This window comes from Microbacterium sp. NPDC058062, from assembly GCF_042885375.1.
GTDB lineage: Bacteria > Actinomycetota > Actinomycetes > Actinomycetales > Microbacteriaceae > Microbacterium > Microbacterium trichothecenolyticum_C.
In genome coordinates this window covers 143,654-163,604 of record NZ_JBHVSC010000006.1, presented here as the reverse complement: position 1 = coordinate 163,604, position 19,951 = coordinate 143,654, and the positions used below count along the sequence as shown (strand labels likewise).

18 protein-coding genes are annotated in these 19,951 nt (G+C 71.6%); 8 read left to right on the top strand and 10 right to left on the bottom strand.

Translation table 11 applies throughout. The features are described 5' to 3' along the window. Positions 1 to 31: 31 nt before the first annotated feature. On the bottom strand, positions 32 to 655 hold the full coding sequence (locus ACFVSU_RS18990) for a hypothetical protein (RefSeq protein WP_387146570.1): 624 nt from the start codon (positions 653 to 655) through the stop codon (positions 32 to 34). Between the two features lie 46 nt (positions 656 to 701). Next, complete coding sequence (locus tag ACFVSU_RS18985; RefSeq protein ID WP_387146566.1) at positions 702 to 1,643, bottom strand: phosphotransferase; 942 nt, start codon at positions 1,641 to 1,643, stop codon at positions 702 to 704. Positions 1,644 to 1,691: 48 nt separating this feature from the next. Here ACFVSU_RS18985 and ACFVSU_RS18980 point away from each other — a divergent pair, with 48 nt between their 5' ends. Further along, positions 1,692 to 2,294 carry a YdcF family protein gene (locus ACFVSU_RS18980; protein ID WP_387146563.1) on the top strand — a complete coding sequence of 201 codons (603 nt, stop codon included), beginning with the start codon at positions 1,692 to 1,694 and terminating at the stop codon, positions 2,292 to 2,294. A gap of 12 nt (positions 2,295 to 2,306) precedes the next feature. Here the strand turns inward: ACFVSU_RS18980 and ispG are convergent, their stop codons facing one another. Together ispG and nhaA are read right to left on the bottom strand one after the other, a co-directional pair. Continuing rightward, on the bottom strand, positions 2,307 to 3,458 hold the full coding sequence (ispG, locus tag ACFVSU_RS18975; RefSeq protein WP_375872863.1) for a flavodoxin-dependent (E)-4-hydroxy-3-methylbut-2-enyl-diphosphate synthase: 1,152 nt from the start codon (positions 3,456 to 3,458) through the stop codon (positions 2,307 to 2,309). 10 nt (positions 3,459 to 3,468) lie between these two features. Then, the gene (gene nhaA / locus ACFVSU_RS18970; RefSeq protein WP_387146559.1) at positions 3,469 to 5,370 is read right to left on the bottom strand and encodes a Na+/H+ antiporter NhaA; all 1,902 of its coding nucleotides are present in this window, start codon (positions 5,368 to 5,370) and stop codon (positions 3,469 to 3,471) included. 234 nt (positions 5,371 to 5,604) lie between these two features. Between nhaA and ACFVSU_RS18965 the strand changes: the two genes are divergently transcribed. Continuing rightward, positions 5,605 to 7,539 (top strand): anthranilate synthase family protein, encoded by a 1,935-nt coding sequence (locus ACFVSU_RS18965; RefSeq protein WP_387146556.1) that lies wholly within the window; start codon positions 5,605 to 5,607, stop codon positions 7,537 to 7,539. Between the two features lie 103 nt (positions 7,540 to 7,642). Here ACFVSU_RS18965 and ACFVSU_RS18960 read toward each other — a convergent pair whose 3' ends face one another. The 3 genes from ACFVSU_RS18960 to ACFVSU_RS18950 all read right to left on the bottom strand — a co-directional run bounded on the left by ACFVSU_RS18960 (position 7,643) and on the right by ACFVSU_RS18950 (position 10,673). After that, the gene (locus ACFVSU_RS18960) at positions 7,643 to 8,908 is read right to left on the bottom strand and encodes an RNA polymerase sigma factor (protein ID WP_387146993.1); all 1,266 of its coding nucleotides are present in this window, start codon (positions 8,906 to 8,908) and stop codon (positions 7,643 to 7,645) included. After that, positions 8,908 to 9,273, bottom strand: coding sequence for a YciI family protein (locus tag ACFVSU_RS18955; RefSeq protein ID WP_310289688.1), 366 nt, complete (start codon positions 9,271 to 9,273; stop codon positions 8,908 to 8,910). Before ACFVSU_RS18955 ends, ACFVSU_RS18960 begins: the two co-directional genes overlap by 1 nt. 104 nt (positions 9,274 to 9,377) lie before the next feature. After that, positions 9,378 to 10,673 carry a M50 family metallopeptidase gene (locus ACFVSU_RS18950; RefSeq protein ID WP_387146552.1) on the bottom strand — a complete coding sequence of 432 codons (1,296 nt, stop codon included), beginning with the start codon at positions 10,671 to 10,673 and terminating at the stop codon, positions 9,378 to 9,380. Between the two features lie 107 nt (positions 10,674 to 10,780). On the opposite strand from ACFVSU_RS18950, the gene ACFVSU_RS18945 reads away from it, so the two are divergent. The 3 genes from ACFVSU_RS18945 to ACFVSU_RS18935 all read left to right on the top strand — a co-directional run bounded on the left by ACFVSU_RS18945 (position 10,781) and on the right by ACFVSU_RS18935 (position 13,936). Next, complete coding sequence (locus ACFVSU_RS18945; protein ID WP_387146549.1) at positions 10,781 to 11,344, top strand: hypothetical protein; 564 nt, start codon at positions 10,781 to 10,783, stop codon at positions 11,342 to 11,344. A gap of 134 nt (positions 11,345 to 11,478) precedes the next feature. Next, positions 11,479 to 12,195: a YcnI family protein gene (locus ACFVSU_RS18940; protein WP_387146546.1), complete on the top strand. Its 717-nt coding sequence runs from the start codon at positions 11,479 to 11,481 to the stop codon at positions 12,193 to 12,195. A 76-nt stretch (positions 12,196 to 12,271) separates the two neighbouring features. Continuing rightward, positions 12,272 to 13,936 (top strand): Mur ligase family protein, encoded by a 1,665-nt coding sequence (locus ACFVSU_RS18935; protein WP_387146543.1) that lies wholly within the window; start codon positions 12,272 to 12,274, stop codon positions 13,934 to 13,936. A gap of 235 nt (positions 13,937 to 14,171) precedes the next feature. On the opposite strand, the gene dxr is transcribed toward ACFVSU_RS18935, so the two are convergent. Then, positions 14,172 to 15,257: a 1-deoxy-D-xylulose-5-phosphate reductoisomerase gene (gene dxr, locus ACFVSU_RS18930; RefSeq protein ID WP_387146540.1), complete on the bottom strand. Its 1,086-nt coding sequence runs from the start codon at positions 15,255 to 15,257 to the stop codon at positions 14,172 to 14,174. Positions 15,258 to 15,297: 40 nt separating this feature from the next. Beyond that, a complete protein-coding gene (locus ACFVSU_RS18925) occupies positions 15,298 to 16,263 on the bottom strand; it encodes an FKBP-type peptidyl-prolyl cis-trans isomerase (RefSeq protein ID WP_387146537.1) in 966 nt (321 codons plus the stop codon). Positions 16,264 to 16,463: 200 nt separating this feature from the next. Here ACFVSU_RS18925 and ACFVSU_RS18920 point away from each other — a divergent pair, with 200 nt between their 5' ends. After that, complete coding sequence (locus ACFVSU_RS18920) at positions 16,464 to 17,165, top strand: lysophospholipid acyltransferase family protein (RefSeq protein ID WP_387146990.1); 702 nt, start codon at positions 16,464 to 16,466, stop codon at positions 17,163 to 17,165. A gap of 25 nt (positions 17,166 to 17,190) precedes the next feature. Here the strand turns inward: ACFVSU_RS18920 and ACFVSU_RS18915 are convergent, their stop codons facing one another. Beyond that, entirely contained in the window at positions 17,191 to 17,673 is a 483-nt protein-coding gene (locus tag ACFVSU_RS18915; protein ID WP_387146534.1) for an OsmC family protein, read from the bottom strand. Positions 17,674 to 17,725: 52 nt separating this feature from the next. On the opposite strand from ACFVSU_RS18915, the gene ACFVSU_RS18910 reads away from it, so the two are divergent. Then, positions 17,726 to 18,715 (top strand): asparaginase, encoded by a 990-nt coding sequence (locus ACFVSU_RS18910; RefSeq protein ID WP_387146532.1) that lies wholly within the window; start codon positions 17,726 to 17,728, stop codon positions 18,713 to 18,715. Between the two features lie 56 nt (positions 18,716 to 18,771). Then, positions 18,772 to 19,887 (top strand): alanine dehydrogenase, encoded by a 1,116-nt coding sequence (gene ald, locus ACFVSU_RS18905; protein WP_387146529.1) that lies wholly within the window; start codon positions 18,772 to 18,774, stop codon positions 19,885 to 19,887. Positions 19,888 to 19,951 lie beyond the last annotated feature (64 nt).

The window sequence follows — 19,951 nt, the reverse complement described above, 5'->3', positions numbered from 1 at the left end:
CCCTCGTGCCGTCGCGATCGGCCAGAAGGGCTCATGAAGCGCCTCCCGCGATGCCTACGACCGCGAGGAGCACGACCAGGCAGGTCACCGCGATCATGACCACGTTGACGCGACGAACGGCATCGGACGGAGGATCGGCGACGCCGACCTGCCCCGCACCGGCCGCAGCCAGTCTGCGCGCGATCGACGCCGCGACCTGGCCCGCGGGGGTGGTCGCCGTGCCGACCGTCAGCTCTGAGACCCGCCTGACGGGCTGGAACCCGCTCGCATGCGCGTCCGCGGAACGCATCGCCTCCATGGCGAGGTTCTGCTGGCCGGGCACCGCCCATGCGCGCACGCGCCGCCCCCCGCGCAGGAGGAAGTCGAGCGTGAAGCCCGATGCCACGCCGTCGAGCGCGGAGAACGCGAACCGCGTGGTCGTGAACGTGTTCCGCACGAGCACGGCGTCGGTCTCGACGGTCACGCGAGGCCACACCGCGAACGCCCAGAGCAGCCACAGCACGAGCCCCAGCCCGGCCGAGAACGCGAGGTAACGCGGGTCGAACACCGGCAGCAGCGCGAGGACGACGCCCGCGACCACCGCCCCGACGGTGAACGGCACGAAACGCAGGCGCTCGTACACCTCGACATCGCCGACCCTGCGCAAGTGCACCATGCGCTCACAGTAACGGAGCCCTCGCGCGGCTCCGCGCGGCCGGGCCTCAGCGCGTCTCGTACTCCGCGAGCACATCGGAGACCATGCGATGCCCCTGCGCCTCGAACTCGGCGTCGCCGACCTGATGCGCCCAGCAGGCCGTTCCGATGGCCTCGCGCGCTCGCATGAGGATCCAGTGGGACGGTCCCCACGCCTCTCCGCGCATCGCTTCGCGCTGCGCGGAGCCTCGGGCGCGTGGGCCCAGCCGGGGGTCCCGGCCGTAGCCATCGAGGAACGCCGCCTCGCACGCGGGGTTCTCACGCCACTCCTGCGCGGCGAGGCGCACGAAGTCCGTGGCGGCAGGGCGGAATGCGAACCGCCCGAAGTCGATGACGCGTACCTCGTCGCCGTCGACCAGCCAGTTGCGCGGCTGCCAGTCTCCGTGGGTCGGAACGAGGTCGTCCTCGATCGGGGGCAGCGCGGCGAGCATGGCTCGCAGGCGGCGCTCCACGTCCGGCGCGATCGCGTGGGACGCGTCCAGCCAGGCGATCGCGCGGCGGGTGGCGGCAGCATCCATCCCCTCCGACGGCCGCGTCGCCTGCGCGTGGAACCGCCGCAGCAGCGTGCCCGCGCGGCGATGGACCTCGGGGTCGACGCCCGCGGCCGTGCGGTATGCCAGCTCGCCGGGAAGCCAGTCGAGCACCAGGATTCGGGCCTCACGATCGGCCCATCGCAGCCTCGCCGCGTGACCGCGCTCCGCCCACGGAGAGACGTAACCGCCCTCGTGCGCGTCGAGCTCGCGGCCGAGGTGGTGGTCGGTGTCGCCTCCCGCCTTGACGATCAGCGTGCGATCACCGTGGCGCACCTGCAGCACGACGGTCTCGACCTGGTTCCAGCTGAGGTCGGCGATGACCTCGACGCCGGGGAGCCACGCGGCGATCAGGGCCCGCTGCCGCGACGACAGACGTCCGAGGCCGGCGTCGTCAGGCGGCGTCGAGGCGTGGTGCACCCTCGGATCCTGCCATGCACGCCGTGACCGTGCCCGTAGGGTCGGGGTGTGCGTCGACTCATCCCCCGGCTCGCGGTCGCCGCGACCGCAGCGGGCCTGAGCCTGCTCGCGTGGGCGGAGTACGTGAACTGGCGCGCCTCGCACCGCGCGCTCGGCGTCAGCGCCGCCGCGGACGGCATCGAGGCGGTGGTGGTCCTCGGGTACCGCGATCGAGGGCCGAAGGCGAACTTCGTCAACCGGTACCGCGTTCGCGTCGGGCTGCGTTCGCAGAGTCCTCGGGCACGCGAGAGCGTGCTGGTGCTGTGCGGCGGCAGCGTCGGCGGCGACATCCCTGAAGCCGAGCTGATGGCGCGCTACGCCCGGAGTCGCGGGTACGCCGGGCGGATCGTGCTCGACTCGACGAGCACGACCACGCAGGAGAACATCGAGAACGCGATCGCGCTCGTCGAGGACGCGGATGCCATCAAGGTCGTGTCGAACTCGCCCCACGCCGCGGTCGGACGTGAGCACCTCCGCAGCCTGAGGCCCGACCTCGCCGACCGTCTCGCGCGCGGCGCCGACTACCGGTTCGGCGAGGCGCCGCTGCTCAAGGTCGCGGCGGCGGTCATCGCAGGCCGGTACCACGCGCGACGGCGGGCCGAACCGCGATGACGGGCGCGCGCGCTAGGACGTGACGACCTGCGCGGTGCCGATCGGCGCGTCGGGGCCCATCTCATCGGCGATGCGGTTCGCCTCTTCGATGAGGGTCGCGACGATGTCGGCCTCGGGCACCGTCTTGATGACCTGGCCCTTCACGAAGATCTGCCCCTTGCCGTTGCCCGACGCGACGCCGAGGTCGGCCTCGCGGGCCTCGCCCGGGCCGTTCACGACGCAGCCCATGACCGCGACGCGCAGCGGGACGGTCATGTCCTTGAGGCCCTCGGTCACGTTGTCGGCCAGCGTGTAGACGTCGACCTGGGCGCGGCCGCACGACGGGCACGAGACGATCTCGAGCTTGCGCTCGCGCAGGTTGAGCGACTGCAGGATCTGGTGGCCGACCTTGACCTCTTCGGCCGGCGGAGCCGACAGCGACACGCGGATCGTGTCGCCGATGCCCTCGGCGAGGAGGATGCCGAACGCCGTGGCGCTCTTGATCGTCCCCTGGAACGCCGGGCCCGCCTCGGTCACGCCGAGGTGGAGGGGCCAGTCGCCCCGCTCGGAGAGGAGCCGGTACGCCTTCACCATGACGATCGGGTCGTTGTGCTTGACCGAGATCTTGAAGTCGTGGAAGTCGTGCTCCTCGAAGAGGGATGCCTCCCACACGGCGCTCTCGACGAGCGCTTCGGGCGTCGCCTTGCCGTACTTCTCGAGCAGACGCTTGTCGAGCGAGCCGGCGTTCACGCCGATGCGCAGGGACACGCCCGCGGCCTTCGCGGCGGCGGCGATCGCGCCCACCTGGTCGTCGAACTTGCGGATGTTGCCGGGGTTCACGCGCACCGCGCCGCACCCGGCGTCGATCGCCTGGAAGACGTACTTCGGCTGGAAGTGGATGTCGGCGATCACCGGGATCTGGCTCTTCGCCGCGATGATGTGCAGCACGTCGGCGTCGTCCTGCGAGGGGACGGCGACCCGGACGATCTCGCAGCCCGAGGCGGTGAGCTCGGCGATCTGCTGGAGGGTGGCGTTGATGTTGGTCGTCGGAGTCGTCGTCATCGACTGGACGCTCACGGGGGCATCACCGCCGACCAGCACTTTTCCCACCTTGATCTGGCGGGTCTTGCGACGGGGGGCGAGCGTTTCGGGGACCTTGGGCATCCCGATGTTGACGGCTGGCACGTCTGACAGCCTACGCGTCGGCGCGGGGCGCGGGCGGGCTGCCGGTCCCTTCCGCCTCCGAGCCCGTGAGGGCGCGCACGAGCGTGCGCGCGTCGTACGGCCCCACGTGCCGCACGCCATTGATGAAGAACGTCGGCACCGACGTGATGTCCATCGCCTCGGCATCCAACATGTCGTCCCGCACCCGCTCGGTCACCTTGGGCGAGCTGAGATCCTCCTCGAAGCGCTCGACGTCGAGACCGAGCTCGCGGGCGCGCCGGATGATGTCGGACGGCAGCTGGTGGTCCTGATCGGCGAACAGGCTGCGTGAGAACTCCGGCAGCCTGCCCTGCAGGTTCGCCGCTTCGGCGGCCTCCGCCGCGGCGAGCGCGTTGGGATGCTGCCGCTCGAGCGGGGCGTGCCGCCAGACGTAGCGCAGCCGGTCGCCGAGCTCGCGGCGCACCTCCTCGATCGATCCGGACGCCTTGAGGCAGAACGGGCACTGGAAGTCGCCGTACTCGACGATCGTGAGCGGGGCGTTCACGTCGCCGTAGATGTGGTCGCGCTTGGGGTCGACCGCACGCACCAGGGTGCGTCCGCCGTCGTCGTCGGGCCGTCGCGCATCCGAGATGCGGAACATGATCGCCGCGAGGATGAACGCGAGGACGGATGCTGCGAGCACGCCGACGCGCGCCTCGTTCTGCACGCCGGGGTCGTCGATCGCGAGATCGATGATGAAGAGCGAGATCGTGAACCCGATGCCGCACAGCATCGCGCCGCCGGCGATGCGGTCGAGGGTGAGCCCGAGTCCGAACTCGCCGAGCTTGAACACCTTCATGATCGCGGCCGCGCCGAAGACACCGACGAACTTGCCGACCACGAGCCCGACGATGATGGCCCACGTGACCGGCGACTGCACGGCCGCCGCGAGGATCGGCCCCGAGATCTCGACGCCCGCGTTGGCGAGCGCGAACAGCGGGAGGATGACGTAGGCCACGTACGGGGAGTACGCCGACTGCAGCCGCTCGTTGATGGAGATCGATTCGCGCAGGCTGTTCGCCGCCTGCCGGGCGTACTCGGTGTTGGGCGACTGGCGGAACACCCGGGCGAGCTCGAGCGCCTGCTCCACGTCGCGGCGATTCGGCCGGTAGACCGGGATCAGCAGCGCGATGGCGACACCGGCCAGCGTCGGGTGCACGCCGGACGCGAGGAACGCCAGCCACACGATGATCGACAGGGTCGCGTAGATGGGGCCGCGGCCGCGGCGCACGTAGCGGGTGAAGTAGATGCCCGCGAGCCCGACCGCGGCGACGACGAGCGGCAACGGCGTGAAGTTCTCGGTGTAGAAGAGCGCGATGATGCTCAGCGCCCCGATGTCGTCCACGACCGCGAGCGCGAGCAGGAAGACGCGCAATCGGCCGGAGGCGCGAGGCCCGATGAGGGCGAGCGCGCCGACGAGGAACGCGGTGTCGGTCGAGATCACGACGCCCCACGCGTGCTCGCTGCCGGATCCGGCGGCGATCGCGAGGAAGAGCCCGGCCGGCACGAGCAGCCCCGCGATGGCGGCCATGACGGGGATCATCGCGCGCGACCAGCTCGTGAGCTCGCCGATCGCGAACTCCCGGCGCACCTCGAGCCCGACGGTGAAGAAGAAGATCGCCATGAGCGCGTCGTTGACGAGCGCATGCAGCGTGAACTCGAGGTGGATGTCGCCGAACCCGACGGTCAGCTCCGTCTCCCAGAAGTCGTGGTAGGACGTCGCGGAGATGTTCGCCCACACGATCGCGACGAGTGTCGCGAGCACCAGCAGCAGCGCGCCGGTGCGCTGCTCCCCCATGTTGCGGATGCGGTCGGCGATCGACGGACCGCGGCGGCGCGGACGCGCCGGCCGCTCGGGTTCGGGCGAGCGCTCGGTGATGGTCAGCTGGGTCATGGCGTACCTCCGCGGCGCGGGGATGGGAGGAGACGGGGCTCGCCTCAGTATGGTGCGTAACGCGGGGCCGGTGGGCCGATGGCCGGATCGGGCGTGTGGTAGGTTCGGCGCATGTCCGCGCACCTCTCCTGGTGGCTCACCGCATAGGCGGTGGGTTTCGCGTGACCACAGACCGCCCACGGGGCGGTCTTCTTTTTCGTACGGGACTCCGCCCCACGACGAAAGACGACGCACATGTCCGGGCCCGCTTCCCCGTCCCTTCCCGACCTCGCTGCGAGCGGTCTCCCGTTCGCGCTCATCGCGCGTGACGACCGCACCGTCGAGGTGCTGACCGGCGACGTCGTCGACGTCGACCTCCTCGCCGACATCCCGCTGACGGGAGCGTCCGGGGCGCCGAACGAGGTGCTCGCCCTGGTCCCGTTCCGACAGGTGCGCGAGCGCGGCTTCGAGTGTCACGACGACGGTGCGCCGCTGCGGTGCCTCATCGTCGAGAATCGCGCGTCGCTCCCCCGCGACGAGGCCCTCTCGCAGCTGCCGGCCTCCGCTGTCCCCCTCGACGGCCCCGGCTTCGACATCGCCGACGAGGAGTATGCCGACATCGTGCGGCGCGTGATCGCCGACGAGATCGGTCGCGGCGAGGGCGCCAACTTCGTCATCCGTCGCGATTTCACCGCGGGAGTGTCGACGGATGCCGCCACCGCCGCCCTGACGTGGTTCCGGGCCCTCCTCGAGCACGAGCGGGGCGCGTACTGGACCTTCGCGGTCGTCACCCCCGGCCATGTCGCGGTGGGCGCAAGCCCCGAGGCGCACGTGAGCGCACGCGACGGCGTCGTGACGATGAACCCGATCTCCGGCACGTTCCGCCACCCGGCGGGAGGGGCGACCCCCGAGACGCTCAGCGAGTTCCTCCGCTCGACGAAGGAGACCGAGGAGCTCTTCATGGTCGTCGACGAGGAGCTCAAGATGATGAGCGCCGTCTGCTCGGACGGCGGCCGCATCACGGGGCCCCACCTCAAGGAGATGTCGCGGCTCACCCACACCGAGTACGTGCTGCGGGGCCGCAGCAAGCTCGACCCGCGCGACATCCTGCGCGAGACGATGTTCGCGCCCACGGTGACCGGCTCGCCCATGCAGAACGCGTGCACGGTCATCACCCGTCACGAGACGACTCCCCGCGGCTACTACTCGGGCGTCGCGGCGCTCTTCACTCCCCGTGAGACGCTCGCGGCGGGCGAGGCGACGCACGACCTCGACGCGCCGATCCTCATCCGCACCGCCTACCTGCAGGACGGTCGGCTGCGCGTGCCGGTCGGTGCGACGCTCGTGCGCCACTCCGACCCGTACGGCGAGGTCGGCGAGACCCACGGCAAGGCCGCCGGCGTGCTCGGCGCGATCGGCGCCGTTCCCCGCGACACCGCGGCCGAGTCCGCGGCCGCGCGCAGCGAGGTCATCGACGAGGACGCCCCCGCGGCGGCCCCCCGACGCCTCGCCGACGACCCCGCGATCGCCGAGCTGCTGGCGTCGCGCAACGGTCGCCTCGCCGAGTTCTGGCTGAACCCGCAGGGCTCGGGCGAACCCGGATCCTTCGAGGGGCGGTCGGCGCTCGTCGTCGACGCCGAGGACCGCTTCACGACGATGCTCGCCCACCAGCTGCGCCACCTCGGGCTCGAGGTCGAGATCTCGCCGTGGAGCGAGGTCACCGACGCGCAGATCGATGCGGCGGAGCTCCTCGTGACCGGCCCGGGGCCGGGTGACCCCCGCGACGCGTCGAGCCCGCGCATCCGTCGCATGCGCGAGGTCGTCGCACGTCGCCGCGCCGCCGGCCGGCCGCTCCTCGCGGTGTGTCTGAGCCACCAGATCCTCGCCGACACGTTCGGCATCGACCTCGCTCCGCTCGACGCGCCGCACCAGGGACTGCAGAAGTCGGTCGACGTGTTCGGCGTGCCGGCATCGATCGGCTTCTACAACACCTTCACCGCACGCGTCCCCGCCGGAACGACGCGCGTGGGCGAAGCGGAGGTCGCAGCCGATGCCTCGGGCGACGTGTACGCGCTGCGTGGCCCCGGATTCGCGTCCGTGCAGGGTCACCTCGAGTCGATCCTGTCGCGCGACGGCATGACGACGCTCCAGCGCCTGGTCGAACAGGCTCTGGCGCCCGTCCCCGCCTGACACCGATCGTTCGTTGAGCGGGGCGCGCTCTGACGCGCGAAGACGAGACGCCTCGGGAATCCGGTCTGCGCCGGGTTCAGCGCGTTTCGACTCGCACGCTCGCTCAACGACCGGGGGCCGAGGCCGCGCGGGCGGCGAGCAGGCGACGCTCGGCCTCGTTGGCCGTGAGCTCGAGCGCGCGGAGGTCTGCGGCGAGCGCCTCGTCGTCGCGTCCGAGGTCCCGCAGCAGCGACGCCCGCACGGCGTGCCACAGATGCGATCGTGCGAGCGGATCTTCGAGCGCGTCCACCTCGGCGAGCGCGGCCGCGGCGCCGTCGACCCTCGCGAGCGCCACCGCGCGGTTCAGTCGCACCACCGGCGACCGGTCGTACCCGAGCAGCATGTCGTAGAGCGTCAGCACCTGCAGCCAGTCGGTAGACGCCGCATCGGCGGCATCCGCGTGGCATGCCGCGATCGCCGCGTGCAGCTGCCAGCGTCCGGGCCGCCGCAGGCGCGCCGCACGCCCGAGAGCGTCGCGCGCGCCGGCGAGCAGCGTCGCGTCCCACCGTGTGCGGTCCTGTTCCGCGAGCAGCACGAGCTCGCCGTCGACGGACCGTGCCGACTCGCGGGCCCGGTGGAACCGCAGCAGCGACAGCAGTCCCCACGCCTCCGCGGCGCGAGGAAGCGCCTCGGCGACCACGCGGGCGAGCCACAGCGCATCGTCGGCGAGGTCGCGGTCTGCCGCGGCATCCGCCCCCGCCACGAAGTGGGCCTCGCTGTACATCACCGACACGATCGTGAGCACCAGGTCGAGGCGCGCGGCGGCGTCCGCGCCCTCGGGAACGCGCAGGGGAATGCCGCTGTCGGCGATCTTGCGTTTGGCCCGCGAGATCCGCTGTCCGGTGGTGGACTCGGTCGAGAACGTGGCCCGGGCGATCTGCGCGGTCGTGAGGCCGCACACCGCCCGCAGCGTGAGGGCGAGCTGGGCGTCGGGCGCGAGCGCGGGGTGGCAGCATCCGAAGAGGAGCGGGAGCCGCTCGTCCGCCGGCGCGCCGTCGGCCGACGGCTCCGGCTGGAGCAGCGCGACCTTGTCGCGGAGCACGCGCTCGCGCCGCACCCGGTCGAGGGCGTTGTGCCGCGCGGCCTGCATGAGCCAGGCGCCGGGCTTCGGCGGGATCCCCCGGCCGCGCCACTCGCGCAGAGCCTCCTCCACCGCTTCGGCGACCGCCTCCTCGGCCACGTCGAAGCTTCCGAACGAGACGGTCAGCGCCGCCGTGATGCGCGCGGACTCCTCGCGCACCACTCCAGCGAGGAGCCGATCGGATGCCGCGGCCCCGGCGTCGCCCGGGTGTTCCGGGTCGCGCGGGGTCGCGGCATCCGTTCCGGACATCACTCGAACTGGCTGTAGTCCGTCACCATCGGGCGGATCTCGATGGCGATGCCGGGGAACTCCATCGACGGCCACGTCTTGACGAGACCGATCGCGGCGTCGAGGTCGGGGACGTCGAGCACGCTGAACCCGCCGACGACCTCCTTGGCCTCGGAGAACGGCCCGTCGACCACGACGGGGCCGTCGGGTCCGTACTTCACCGTGGTCGCGGTGGAGAGGGGCATCAGCTCGGCGCCCCCATCGGAGATCTGCTCCGAGTTGGTCTGGAACCACTCGTAGATCCGCCCGTAGACCTCCTGGCGGCGCTCATCCGGGACGGCGGCGTCGAGCTCGGGGGTCGAGGTGAACATGATCACGTACTTCACGGTCGTGTCCTTTCGTCAGTGGAACCGTTGCATCCCTACAGCGAACGGACAAGACCGATTTCGACACGACCGACCAAGATCGTCCGCGGCCGGTGCGCGGGGCGTCAGAAGAGCGTGACGGGGTTGAAGAGGTCGGCGAGGATGAGGATCCCGCCCATCACGAGCAGCGCGACGAAGACGGCGAACGTGAGCGGCACGAGCTTGGTCGCATCCACCGGCTTCGGCGGCGGGCGCCGGAACAGCTTCGCCCACACCCGCTTGATGCCCTCCCAGAGGGCCACCGCGATGTGGCCGCCGTCCAGCGGCAGCAGCGGGATGAGGTTGAACACGAACAGGGCGATGTTCAGCGACGCGAGCAGTGACAGGAACCCCGCGACGCGGTTGAGCACGGGAGAGTCCGCCGCGGCGACCTCACCGGAGAGCCGGCCAGCGCCGACGATGCTCAGCGGCCCGTTCGGATCGCGCGGCTGCCCCGTGACGAGGTCGACGCCGGTCTGCCACACCTTCGCCGGCAGCTGCCAGATGATGCCCGCGACCGCGCCGACGTTCTGGACGGCCATCTGCGGTCCTGCCCAGATCGGCTGCTGCACGTATTCGACGGTGGGGCCGATGCCCACGAAGCCGACCTCCTGGGTGGCGGTCGTGCCGTCGGCGGCCGTCACCTCGGTCTGGATCGTGGCCGGGGTGATCTGCAGGGTCTGCTCGCTGCCGTCGCGTTCGACGACGAAGGTCAGCTGCTCGCCGGGCGACGAGCGGATGATGGCGGATGCCTCGGCGAAGTCCGCGACCGGCTCCCCGTCGATCGAGACGATGACGTCGCCGGGCTGGATGCCGGCGGCCTCGGCCGGAGCAGGGGCAGACGCATCGGTGCACTCGGTCGAGCTCGTCGTCGGGACGCACTCCGACAGCCGCGCGACCTCGGTCGTCGCGGTCTGCACGCCGATGCCGGTGAGCAGGATCGAGAACAGCACGATCGCGAAGAAGAAGTTCATCAGCGGACCGCCGAGCATCACGACGATGCGCTTCCAGATCGGGAGGCGGTAGAAGACGTGCGTGTCGTCATCGCCCTGCAGCGTCTCGTCGTTCGCGTCCCGGGCGTCCTGGACCATGGTCGCGAAGAAGCCCCCGGCGGCCCGCCCGTCGCGTCTCGCCGCCTGCGGCGACGGCGGGTACATTCCGGCCATCGAGATGTAGCCGCCGAGCGGGATCGCCTTGAATCCGTACTCGGTGCCGCGCCACCGCTTCGACCACAGCGTCGGGCCGAACCCGATCATGTACTGGCCGACGCGCACGCCGAACTTCTTGGCCGGCCACAGGTGGCCGAGCTCGTGCAGCGCGATCGACACCGCGAGGCCCACGACCATGAGGGCGACACCGATGACGAACGCGAGGATCTCCACACGCTCACGGTACCCGCGCCAGCCTTTGAGTTGGGTGTGACGACGGACCACCGTGGGCGCGCCGGCGGCGCCTCGCTCCTCCCGTAGGCTCGACGCGAGGAGGAGCCGTGACCCCACGCCACGTGCGCGCGCTGCGCGGCACCGCTGCCGCGTGGGTCGCGACCGTCGTCGCCGCCACGGCGCACACCCTCGGCGGGGGCGGCGCACCGTCACCCGCATTCGTCGCGGCGGTCGGCATCCTCGCCGCTCCTGTCGCGGTCGCCCTCATCGGCCGGCGGCTCACCGCGTGGCGCGTCGGCGCCACCGTTCTCGCGAGCCAGGGCCTGTTCCACGTCGCGTTCGCCGTGACCGCCGACGCCGATCCCGCGGCGCTCCACGGCCACCACGTGACGCACCTCGGCGGCGACCTCAGCGCCGTCGTCCTCCCCGATGCCCCCATGCTCGCCGCGCACGTGCTCGCGGCGATCGCGACCATCGCCGCGCTGTACGGCGGGGAGCGGATGCTGCGCGCCCTGGGCCGCGGCATCCGTTCGCTGTTCTCGCGCGCCCGCGCGATCGCGCCGCGGCCGACGATGCCGCGGTTCGTGCAGGCACCTGCCGGCACTGCGCTCGTCGCGGCGCGCGTCGTCCTGTCCGACGTCTCGCGGCGCGGTCCTCCCGCACTCGTCTGAGCGGCGCCGCGCGCCGCACCGTCGCCGGCCCGCGCCCGATGCGCGCGCCGGAACCTCTCGCGCCTCCGGCTCCCGCCGGTGCGCCCCGATCGGCGATCCCGCCGACGACTCAGACGAAAGACGACAGCACAGCCATGACCGATTCCACCTCCCGTTCCGCCCGCACCCGCCGCGTCGTGATCGGCGTCACCGCCGGCCTCGCACTCGCGATCGGCGCGCCGCTCGCCGCATCCGCCCACGTCCACGTCACCCCCGAGACGGCGTCGGCGGGCGGCACCGAAACGCTCACCTTCTCGTTCTCGCACGGCTGCGACGGCTCGCCGACGACAGCCGTCGCCGTCGACATCCCCGAAGGCGTCGGCAACGCGACGCCGGTCGTGCAGGGCGGCTGGACCATCACGCGCGAACTCGGCACCGACGGCGTGCCGACCCGTGTCGTGTACACCGCCGACACCCCGGTCGAGGATGGGTTCAAAGCAGCCGTCTCGATGGACGTACTCTTCACCGAGGGCACGGCCGACACGACCCTCGCGTTCCCTGTGACGCAGACGTGTGCGGAGGGCGAGACCGCCTGGACCCAGATCGCCGAGGACGGCGAGGACCCCCACGACCTCGACGCCCCCGCGCCACTGGTCGCGGTGGGCGACGTGGCGGATGCGGACGCCGGACACGGTGACGCCGACGGCTCCGGCCACGCATCGGACGACGCGGTCACGGCCGCCGCAGATGCCGAAGACGCGGCATCCGTCCCCTCCGCCGACCCGGTCGCGCGCTGGCTGGCGGCCGGCGGACTCGCCGCCGGGATCGCGGCGCTCGTGGTCGTACTCGTGCGCGGACGCCGCAAGGCCTGACACGAGGCCACGCCGGTCATCGGGCGAGCGCACCCCGCCGCTCGATGACCGGCCCCCATGCGAAGATGGATGCGCCATGCCGACCGACGCGCCTTCGAACCTGCCCCCGGTACTCCGTCCCGACGCGCCGCCGACACACTCGCTCGCAGACCTCGCGGCACGCTTCGCCGTCGACGTCCGCGGTGACGTCGCCGACGCCACGCTGACGGGCCTCACCCTCGCAACCGCCGATCTCCGCCCCGGCGACGTGTTCGTCGCGGTGCAGGGCGTCAACCGCCACGGCGCCGAGTTCTCCGCCACGGCCGCCGAGAAGGGTGCCGTCGCGGTGGTGACGGATGCCGCCGGAGCCGACGCCGCGGCCGCGAGCGGGCTGCCCGTGGTGCTCGTCGACAACCCTCGCGCGGTCCTGGGCGAGCTGTCGGCCTGGGTGTACAGCACGGGACGCGACGACGACCTCCCCACACTGTTCGGCACGACCGGCACCAACGGCAAGACGAGCGTCTCGCACCTGCTCGAGGGCATCCTCGGGCAGCTCGGCGTGACGACCGGACTGTCGTCGACCGCCGAGCGCCACATCGCCGGGCAGGTCGTCGTGTCGCGCCTCACGACCCCCGAGGCGTACGAGATGCACGCGCTCCTCGCGCTCATGCGCGAGCGCGGCGTGGAAGCGGTCGCCGTCGAGGTGAGCGCGCAGGCGCTCAGCCGCCGCCGTGTCGACGGCATCGTGTTCGACGTCGCCGGCTTCACGAACCTCACCCACGACCACCTCGACGACTACGCCGACATGCGCGAGTACTTCGAGGCGAAGCTCCCGCTGTTCCGGACCGACCGCGCGCGTCGTGCCGTCGTCTGCGTCGACTCCGAGCCCGGGGCCGAGGTCGTCGCGCGCAGCGAGGTGCCGACGGTCACCGTCGGCACGCCTGCCCTCGCGTCGGATCCGGATGCCGCAGCCGCCGCCGACTGGGTGGTCGAGATCCTCGACGAGCGCCAGGTCGGCACCGAGTTCCGCCTCACGGCCCGCGACGGGCGCACGCTGACCACGCTCGTCCCCGTGATCGGCCGGCACATGGCGGCCAACGCCGGGCTTGCGATCGTGATGATCCACGAGGGCGGCTACACCTGGGAGCGCCTGGTGGAGGCTCTCGACGGCGGCCGGATCGAGGCCTACCTGCCCGGTCGCACCGAGCTCGTCTCGGGCGAGACCGGCCCCGCGGTGTACGTCGACTTCGGCCACTCCCCCGACGCCTTCGAGAAGACGCTCTCGGCGGTGCGCCGCGTGACCCCGGGCAAGGTCGTCATGCTGTTCGGCGCCGACGGCGACCGCGACGCCACGAAGCGCCACGACATGGGCCGCACCGGCGTCGAGGGCAGCGACATCCTCGTGATCACCGACCACCACCCTCGCCACGAGGACCCGGACTCGATCCGCGCGACCCTGGTCGAAGGTGCGCGTCGCGCGCAGCCGGATGCCGAGATCCACGAGTTCTCGCCGCCCGAGCGCGCGATCATCGAGGCCGTCGCGCTCGTCGGCGACGGCGACGCGATCCTGTGGGCCGGCCCCGGTCACCAGGATTACCGTGACATCCGCGGCGTGCGCACGCCCTACTCGGCGCGCGAGCTCGCCCGGCGCGCGCTGCGCGGGGCCGGCTGGCCCGTGCCCGAGCCGCACTGGCCGGTGCCGTACCCGGAGCACGAGACCCCGGCATCCGACCCCCTGCGTCCGGTCTACCCGGAGGCCTGAGCCCGCGGCGCGCCGGTGGGCCCGGCGCTTCACGTCCTGCGCCGCGCTGACTCCCCCGCTCGTCGATTGAGGACGGTCGCCGCTCATCACGTCCTGCGCCGCGCTGACTCCCCCGCTCCTCAACTGAGGGCGGTTGCCGAGATGCGGAGACGGTCGCCGATCGCGGTCAGCATTCCGGCAACGCTCCTCAATTGAGGACGAGCATCGACCCGGGACGAAGGAGACGCCGGGCGGATCAGGATGCTGCGGCGATGACCTCGTCGGCTTTGCGGCGTGCCCAGCCCTCGGCGTCGGCGAGAGCGTCCCGGGTGAGGGCGTCAGGGGCGTCGTGCTTGTCGACCACGCGCTCGATCACATCGATGATGCCGAGGAAGCTCAGGCGGCCTTCGTGGAACGCGTCGACCGCCTGTTCGTTGGCGGCGTTGAACACGGCAGGGTACGTGCCGCCGGCGCGCCCGACCTGCTTCGCCAGGCGCACGGCCGGGAAGGCGGCGTCGTCGAGCGGCTCGAAGGTCCACGAGGTCGCGGTGGTCCAGTCGAGCGGCCGGCCGACGCCGGCGACGCGGTTGGGCCAGTCGAGCCCGAGCGAGATCGGCAGGCGCATGTCGGGAGGCGAGGCCTGCGCGATCGTCGAGCCGTCGACGAACTCGACCATCGAGTGCACGATCGACTGCGGATGCACGACGACATCGATCTCGGAGTAGGGCACGGAGAAGAGCAGGTGGGCTTCGATGACCTCGAGGCCCTTGTTGACGAGGGTGGCCGAGTTGGTCGTGACGACGCGGCCCATGTCCCATGTCGGGTGCGCGAGGGCCTCGGCCGGGGTCACGCCCTCGAGCGAGGCGCGGGTGCGGCCCCGGAAGGGACCCCCCGATGCCGTCAGCACAAGCCGGCGCACTTCGCTGCGCTCCCCCGACCGCAGCGCCTGTGCGATGGCGGAGTGCTCGGAGTCGACCGGGACGATCTGCCCGGGGCGCGCGACCGCCGTGACGAGGTCGCCGCCCACGATGAGGGATTCCTTGTTCGCGAGGGCGAGCGTGCGACCTGTCTCGAGTGCGGCGAGGGTCGGACCGAGGCCGACGGAACCGGTGATGCCGTTGAGCACGACGTCGGCGTCGACATCACGCACGAGCTGCTCGGCCTCGACAGCCCCGAGTGCAGTGCTCTCGACGCCGAACTCGGTCGCCTGCGCCTCGAGCGTCTCGCGGTCGGATCCCGCAGCGAGACCCACCACCTCGAACCGCCGGGGGTTGGCCCGCACGACGTCGAGCGCCTGCGTGCCGATGGAACCGGTCGAGCCGAGGATGAGGACGCGCCGCATCCGGCCAGCCTATCGCCGGGCCGGATGCGGCCGCCTCGGGTTACTGCTGGGCGGCGGCGCGCTGCACGCCGAGGATGTCGACGACGAAGATGAGGGGCGAGTTCGCCGGGATCGAGCCCTGGCCGGCTTCGCCGTAGCCTTCAGCTGCGGGAATGACGGCGATGACCTGCGAGCCGACGGTCTGGCCCTCCAGCGCCTTCTGGAAGCCCTGTACCACGCCGGTGGTCTGGAACTGCGTAGGCGCACCGCGCTGCCAGCTGGAGTCGAAGACGGTCCCATCGGGGAGAACGCCGGTGTACTGGACGAACACGGTGTCACCCGATTCCACGGTCGCACCATCGCCCTTCTTGAGCGTCGCGACCTCGGTGGTTTCGGGTGCCTGGAAATCGTCTGCAACCGTGATCGTCGGCTCTCCGTCGTCAGCGAGTTCGACGGTCGGCATGCCCGCGACGGGTTCCTGGTCATCGCCGGTCGCGGCGGTCGGGAGCTCCTCGACGGACTGAGCGACCACCACGACGTTCGAGGCGCCGTCTCCGAGCATCGAGCCGGGGATGGTCAACGCGGCGGCGGATCCGAGCGGGGTGCACAGGACTGCGCTGCCGATGATGCTGCTGTCGTTGACGATCAGTGGCACCAGTCCGGTGTCGTCGGGGGAGGTGTCGGTGGAGTCGAGCTGGACCTCGCCGGTGGACGGATCGATGATCTGATACTGCCCCGAGACCAGCTGCCCGATGGCGAGGTCATCACCGTCGCCCTCCGACGCGATCGTGCGCTGCAGGTCGGCGAACGCCAGATCAGCGGGCACCTCGGCGGTGAGCTCCGGGGCCGCACCCGACACCGTCACGGCATTCGAATCGTCACCCGGCTTGGGGTCGAGGCCGCACTCGGAGGAAGCGGTCGACGTCGGCGTCGGAGTGGCGTTCGGATCGGCCGACCCGGTGCACCCGGCGAGCAGCAGAGTCGACACGGCGACGACGGACAGGGCGGCGAACGGGCGAATGCGCACGGAACAACCTCGAGTCAGGGGAAGGGAAGCCTCCATCCTTTCGCATCTTTCCTCTGTTCGCGCTGGGAAACGGCATGCCGATACCGGAATGCAATCGGGAGTACCCTCTACGGGTGACTTCCGACCTCGTGCCCGGCGCCGAAGACACCGCCGACGAGACGGCGGAAGAACCCGAATCCTCCGCCGTTCCGGCGCGCCGCATGGGCTTCACGTACGCGCTGGGGCGCAGCATCCTGACTCCGCTGGCCAGAATCGTGTACCGCCCTCGGATCGAGGGCAAGGCCAACGTCCCCAAGTCCGGCCCGGTAATCTTCGCGAGCAACCACCTGTCGTTCATCGACTCGATCGCCATCCCGGTCGCGGCACCCCGCCCCGTGCACTTCCTGGCGAAGTCGAGCTACTTCGACAAGCCGGCCTCGCGGTGGTTCTTCACGTCGATCGGCGCGATCCCGGTGCAGCGCGGTGCCGGGCAGGCCGCGCTCGACGCGCTCGACCAGCAGCGCGCCCTGCTCGATGACGGCAAGGCCGTCGCGCTCTACCCGGAGGGCACCCGCTCGCTCGACGGCCGCCTCTACAAGGGCCGCACCGGCGTCGCGTTCCTGGCGCTGCAGTCGAGCGCCCGCGTGGTGCCGGTAGGCCTCATCGGCACCGACAAGGTCATGCCGGTGGGGGCGAAGAAGCCGTCGTTCCGGCACCGCATCACGGTCAGGTTCGGCGAGCCGCTCGACCTCGCCCACCACGGCCCCGCGTCCTCAGGCAAGGCACGCCGTCTCGCGACGGACGAGATCATGGCCGCGATCCACGCGCTGTCGGGCCAAGAGCTCGCGAACGCCTACAACGAGGTCCCCGCGCACAACACGATCGACCGCATCAAGCAGGTCCTCCCCCACGAGCGCCGCTGACGCCGTCCGGGCTCGCTGAGTTTGCTCAACGACCGGCGGCAGCGACCAGGATCGTGGGCTCGTGGCGCACCGGGAAGTTCACCGAGTTCGCGATGAAGCACCACTCGTTCGCCTGCGCATGCGCGGCGGCCGCGGCATCCGTCATCGACGCGTCCGCGACGGTCACGCGCGGCCGCAGCACGACCTCGCGGAAGGCGCCTCCGCCCCGGCCGTCCTCGACCATGAGACCGGATGCCTCGTCCTCGTATCCCACGACCACCACTCCTGCCTGCACGCACGCGTGGAGGTACGACAGCAGGTGGCACTCGCTGAGCGACGCCAGCAGCATGTCCTCGGGGTTCCACCGCGACGGGTCGCCGCGGAACGGCTTGTCGGAGGAGGCGAGCAGCGCCGGCTTGCCGTCGATCTCGATGGTCGTCGCCCGGTCGTAGTCCCGGTAGCCCGACGTGCCGGTGCCGCGGTCACCGGTCCACGTCGTCCGGACGGAGTATCGATGCTCGCCCCACATGAGCACAGTCTGTCATGCGGGCGGAGGGCCCCTCCGGCGGTAGGCTGTCGGGGTGCCGCAGACCTTCGCCGCGACCGACGCCGTCGAGCTCGCCGTCGTCGAACGCAGCGGTTTCGTCGAGTCGCGCCACGCCGGCATCGCCATCGTGCTCGCCGCCGACGGCACCATCGCCGAGAAGCTCGGCGATCCTTCGGCGCTGATCCTCCCCCGCTCCAGCCTCAAGCCGCTGCAGGCGCTCGCGTGCCTCTCGGCCGGCGCGCCCCTCGAGGGCGAGCGATTGGGCCTCGCCACCGCGAGCCATTCCGGCACCGACCGTCACGTCGCGGTGGTCCGCGACATCCTGTCGCTCGCCGAACTCGGCGAGGACGCACTGGGATGCCCCGCCGCCTGGCCCGGCGACACGGCGACGCGCGACGAGCTGGTGCGCGAACTCGGACAGCCGTCGCGCATCCGGATGAACTGCTCCGGCAAGCACGCCACGATGCTCCTCACCAGCGTCCTGAACGGGTGGGATCCCGAGAGCTACCTCGCGCCGGATCATCCGGTGCAGATCCTCGTCCGCGAGACCGTCGAACGCCTCATCGGCGAGAAGGTCGCCGCGACCGCCGTCGACGGCTGCGGCGCTCCCGTCTACGCGATGACGGTGTTCGGTCTCGCGCGCGCGATCCACCGGATCGGCAACTCGTCGACGACGTCCCCCTTCGCGCTGCACCGCAGCGCCGGAGCACTCGTCGAGGCGGTGCGCGCCGACCCGTGGACGATCGACGGCCCCGGCCGCGCCGACACGGTGGTCATCGAACGGCTCGGCGTCTTCGCCAAGGGCGGCGCCGAGGGCGTCATGGTGATGGTCGCCCCGAACGGCACGACGGTGGCGCTCAAGATGCTCGACGGCAGCGGCCGCGCGGCGACCGCCGTCGCTCTGCGCCTGCTCGAGCGGCACGGCGCGCTGGCGTCGGCGGATGTCGCCGACACGATGTCGAGGCTTCCGCTGGCCGTCACCGGCGGCGGACAGGATGTCGGGGCCATCCGCCCCGCTTTCTAGAGGCGCTCCCACGAGGAGCCCGAGCGCTCCAACGGCGGAGCGGAAAGGATCACACGATGCGGATCAGCGTCCCCACCGAGGTGAAGAACAACGAGTATCGGGTTGCCCTCACACCTGCGGGCGTGCACGACCTGGTCGCCTCCGGCCATGAAGTGTTCGTGCAGCGCGGCGCGGGCGAGGGCTCGTCGATGCCGGATGCCGAGTACGCGGACGCGGGGGCGGTGCTCCTCGACGACGCCGCCGAGGTGTGGGCGCGCGCCGAGCTGCTCCTCAAGGTCAAGGAGCCGATCGCGAGCGAGTACGGCTACTTCCGCGACGACCTCGTGCTGTTCACCTACCTCCACCTCGCGGCAGACCGTCCGCTCACCGAGCGCCTCGTCGCCGACGGCGTGACCGCGATCGCCTACGAGACCGTCCAGCTGGCCGGCGGCGGGCTCCCGCTGCTCGCGCCCATGAGCGAGGTCGCCGGGCGTCTCGCCCCGACGGTCGGCGCCGCGACGCTGATGCGCTCGGCCGGAGGCCTCGGCCTGCTCATGTCCGGGGTGCCGGGCACGCGCCCGGCCACGGTCACCGTCATCGGCGGCGGTGTCGCCGGCGCCAACGCCGCCGTGATCGCGGTGGGCATGGGAGCCGATGTCACGGTGTTCGACACCAATGTTCAGCGTCTGCGCTACCTCGACGACCATTTCCAGGGCCGGGTCAAGACGGCGGCGTCGAACCCGCTCGATCTCGATCGGGCGGTCACCGCCTCGGATCTCGTGATCGGCTCGGTGCTGATCCCGGGCGCGAAGGCGCCGAAGCTCGTGACCAACGACATGGTCTCGCGCATGCGGCCGGGCTCCGTGCTCGTCGACATCGCCGTCGACCAGGGCGGCTGCTTCGAGGACACGCACCCGACCACGCACGCCGATCCGACCTTCCCGGTGCACGGCAGCATCTTCTACTGCGTCGCGAACATGCCGGGCGCGGTGCCGAACACCTCCACTTCGGCGCTGACCAACGCCACCCTCCCCTACATCCGCCAGATCGCGCGGCGCGGGTGGAAGGAAGCACTTCGAGCGGATGCTGCGCTCGCGGGCGGTCTCAACACCGTCGGCGGTCGCGTGGTCAACGCGGGCGTGGCGACGGCTCACGAACTCGAGCTCGCCCCGCTGGACGCCGCCCTGGTCTGACGCGGTCCCGGCTTCAGAAGCCCCGGACTCCTTCGGGGGTCCGGGGCTTGTGCCTGCCTGCAGG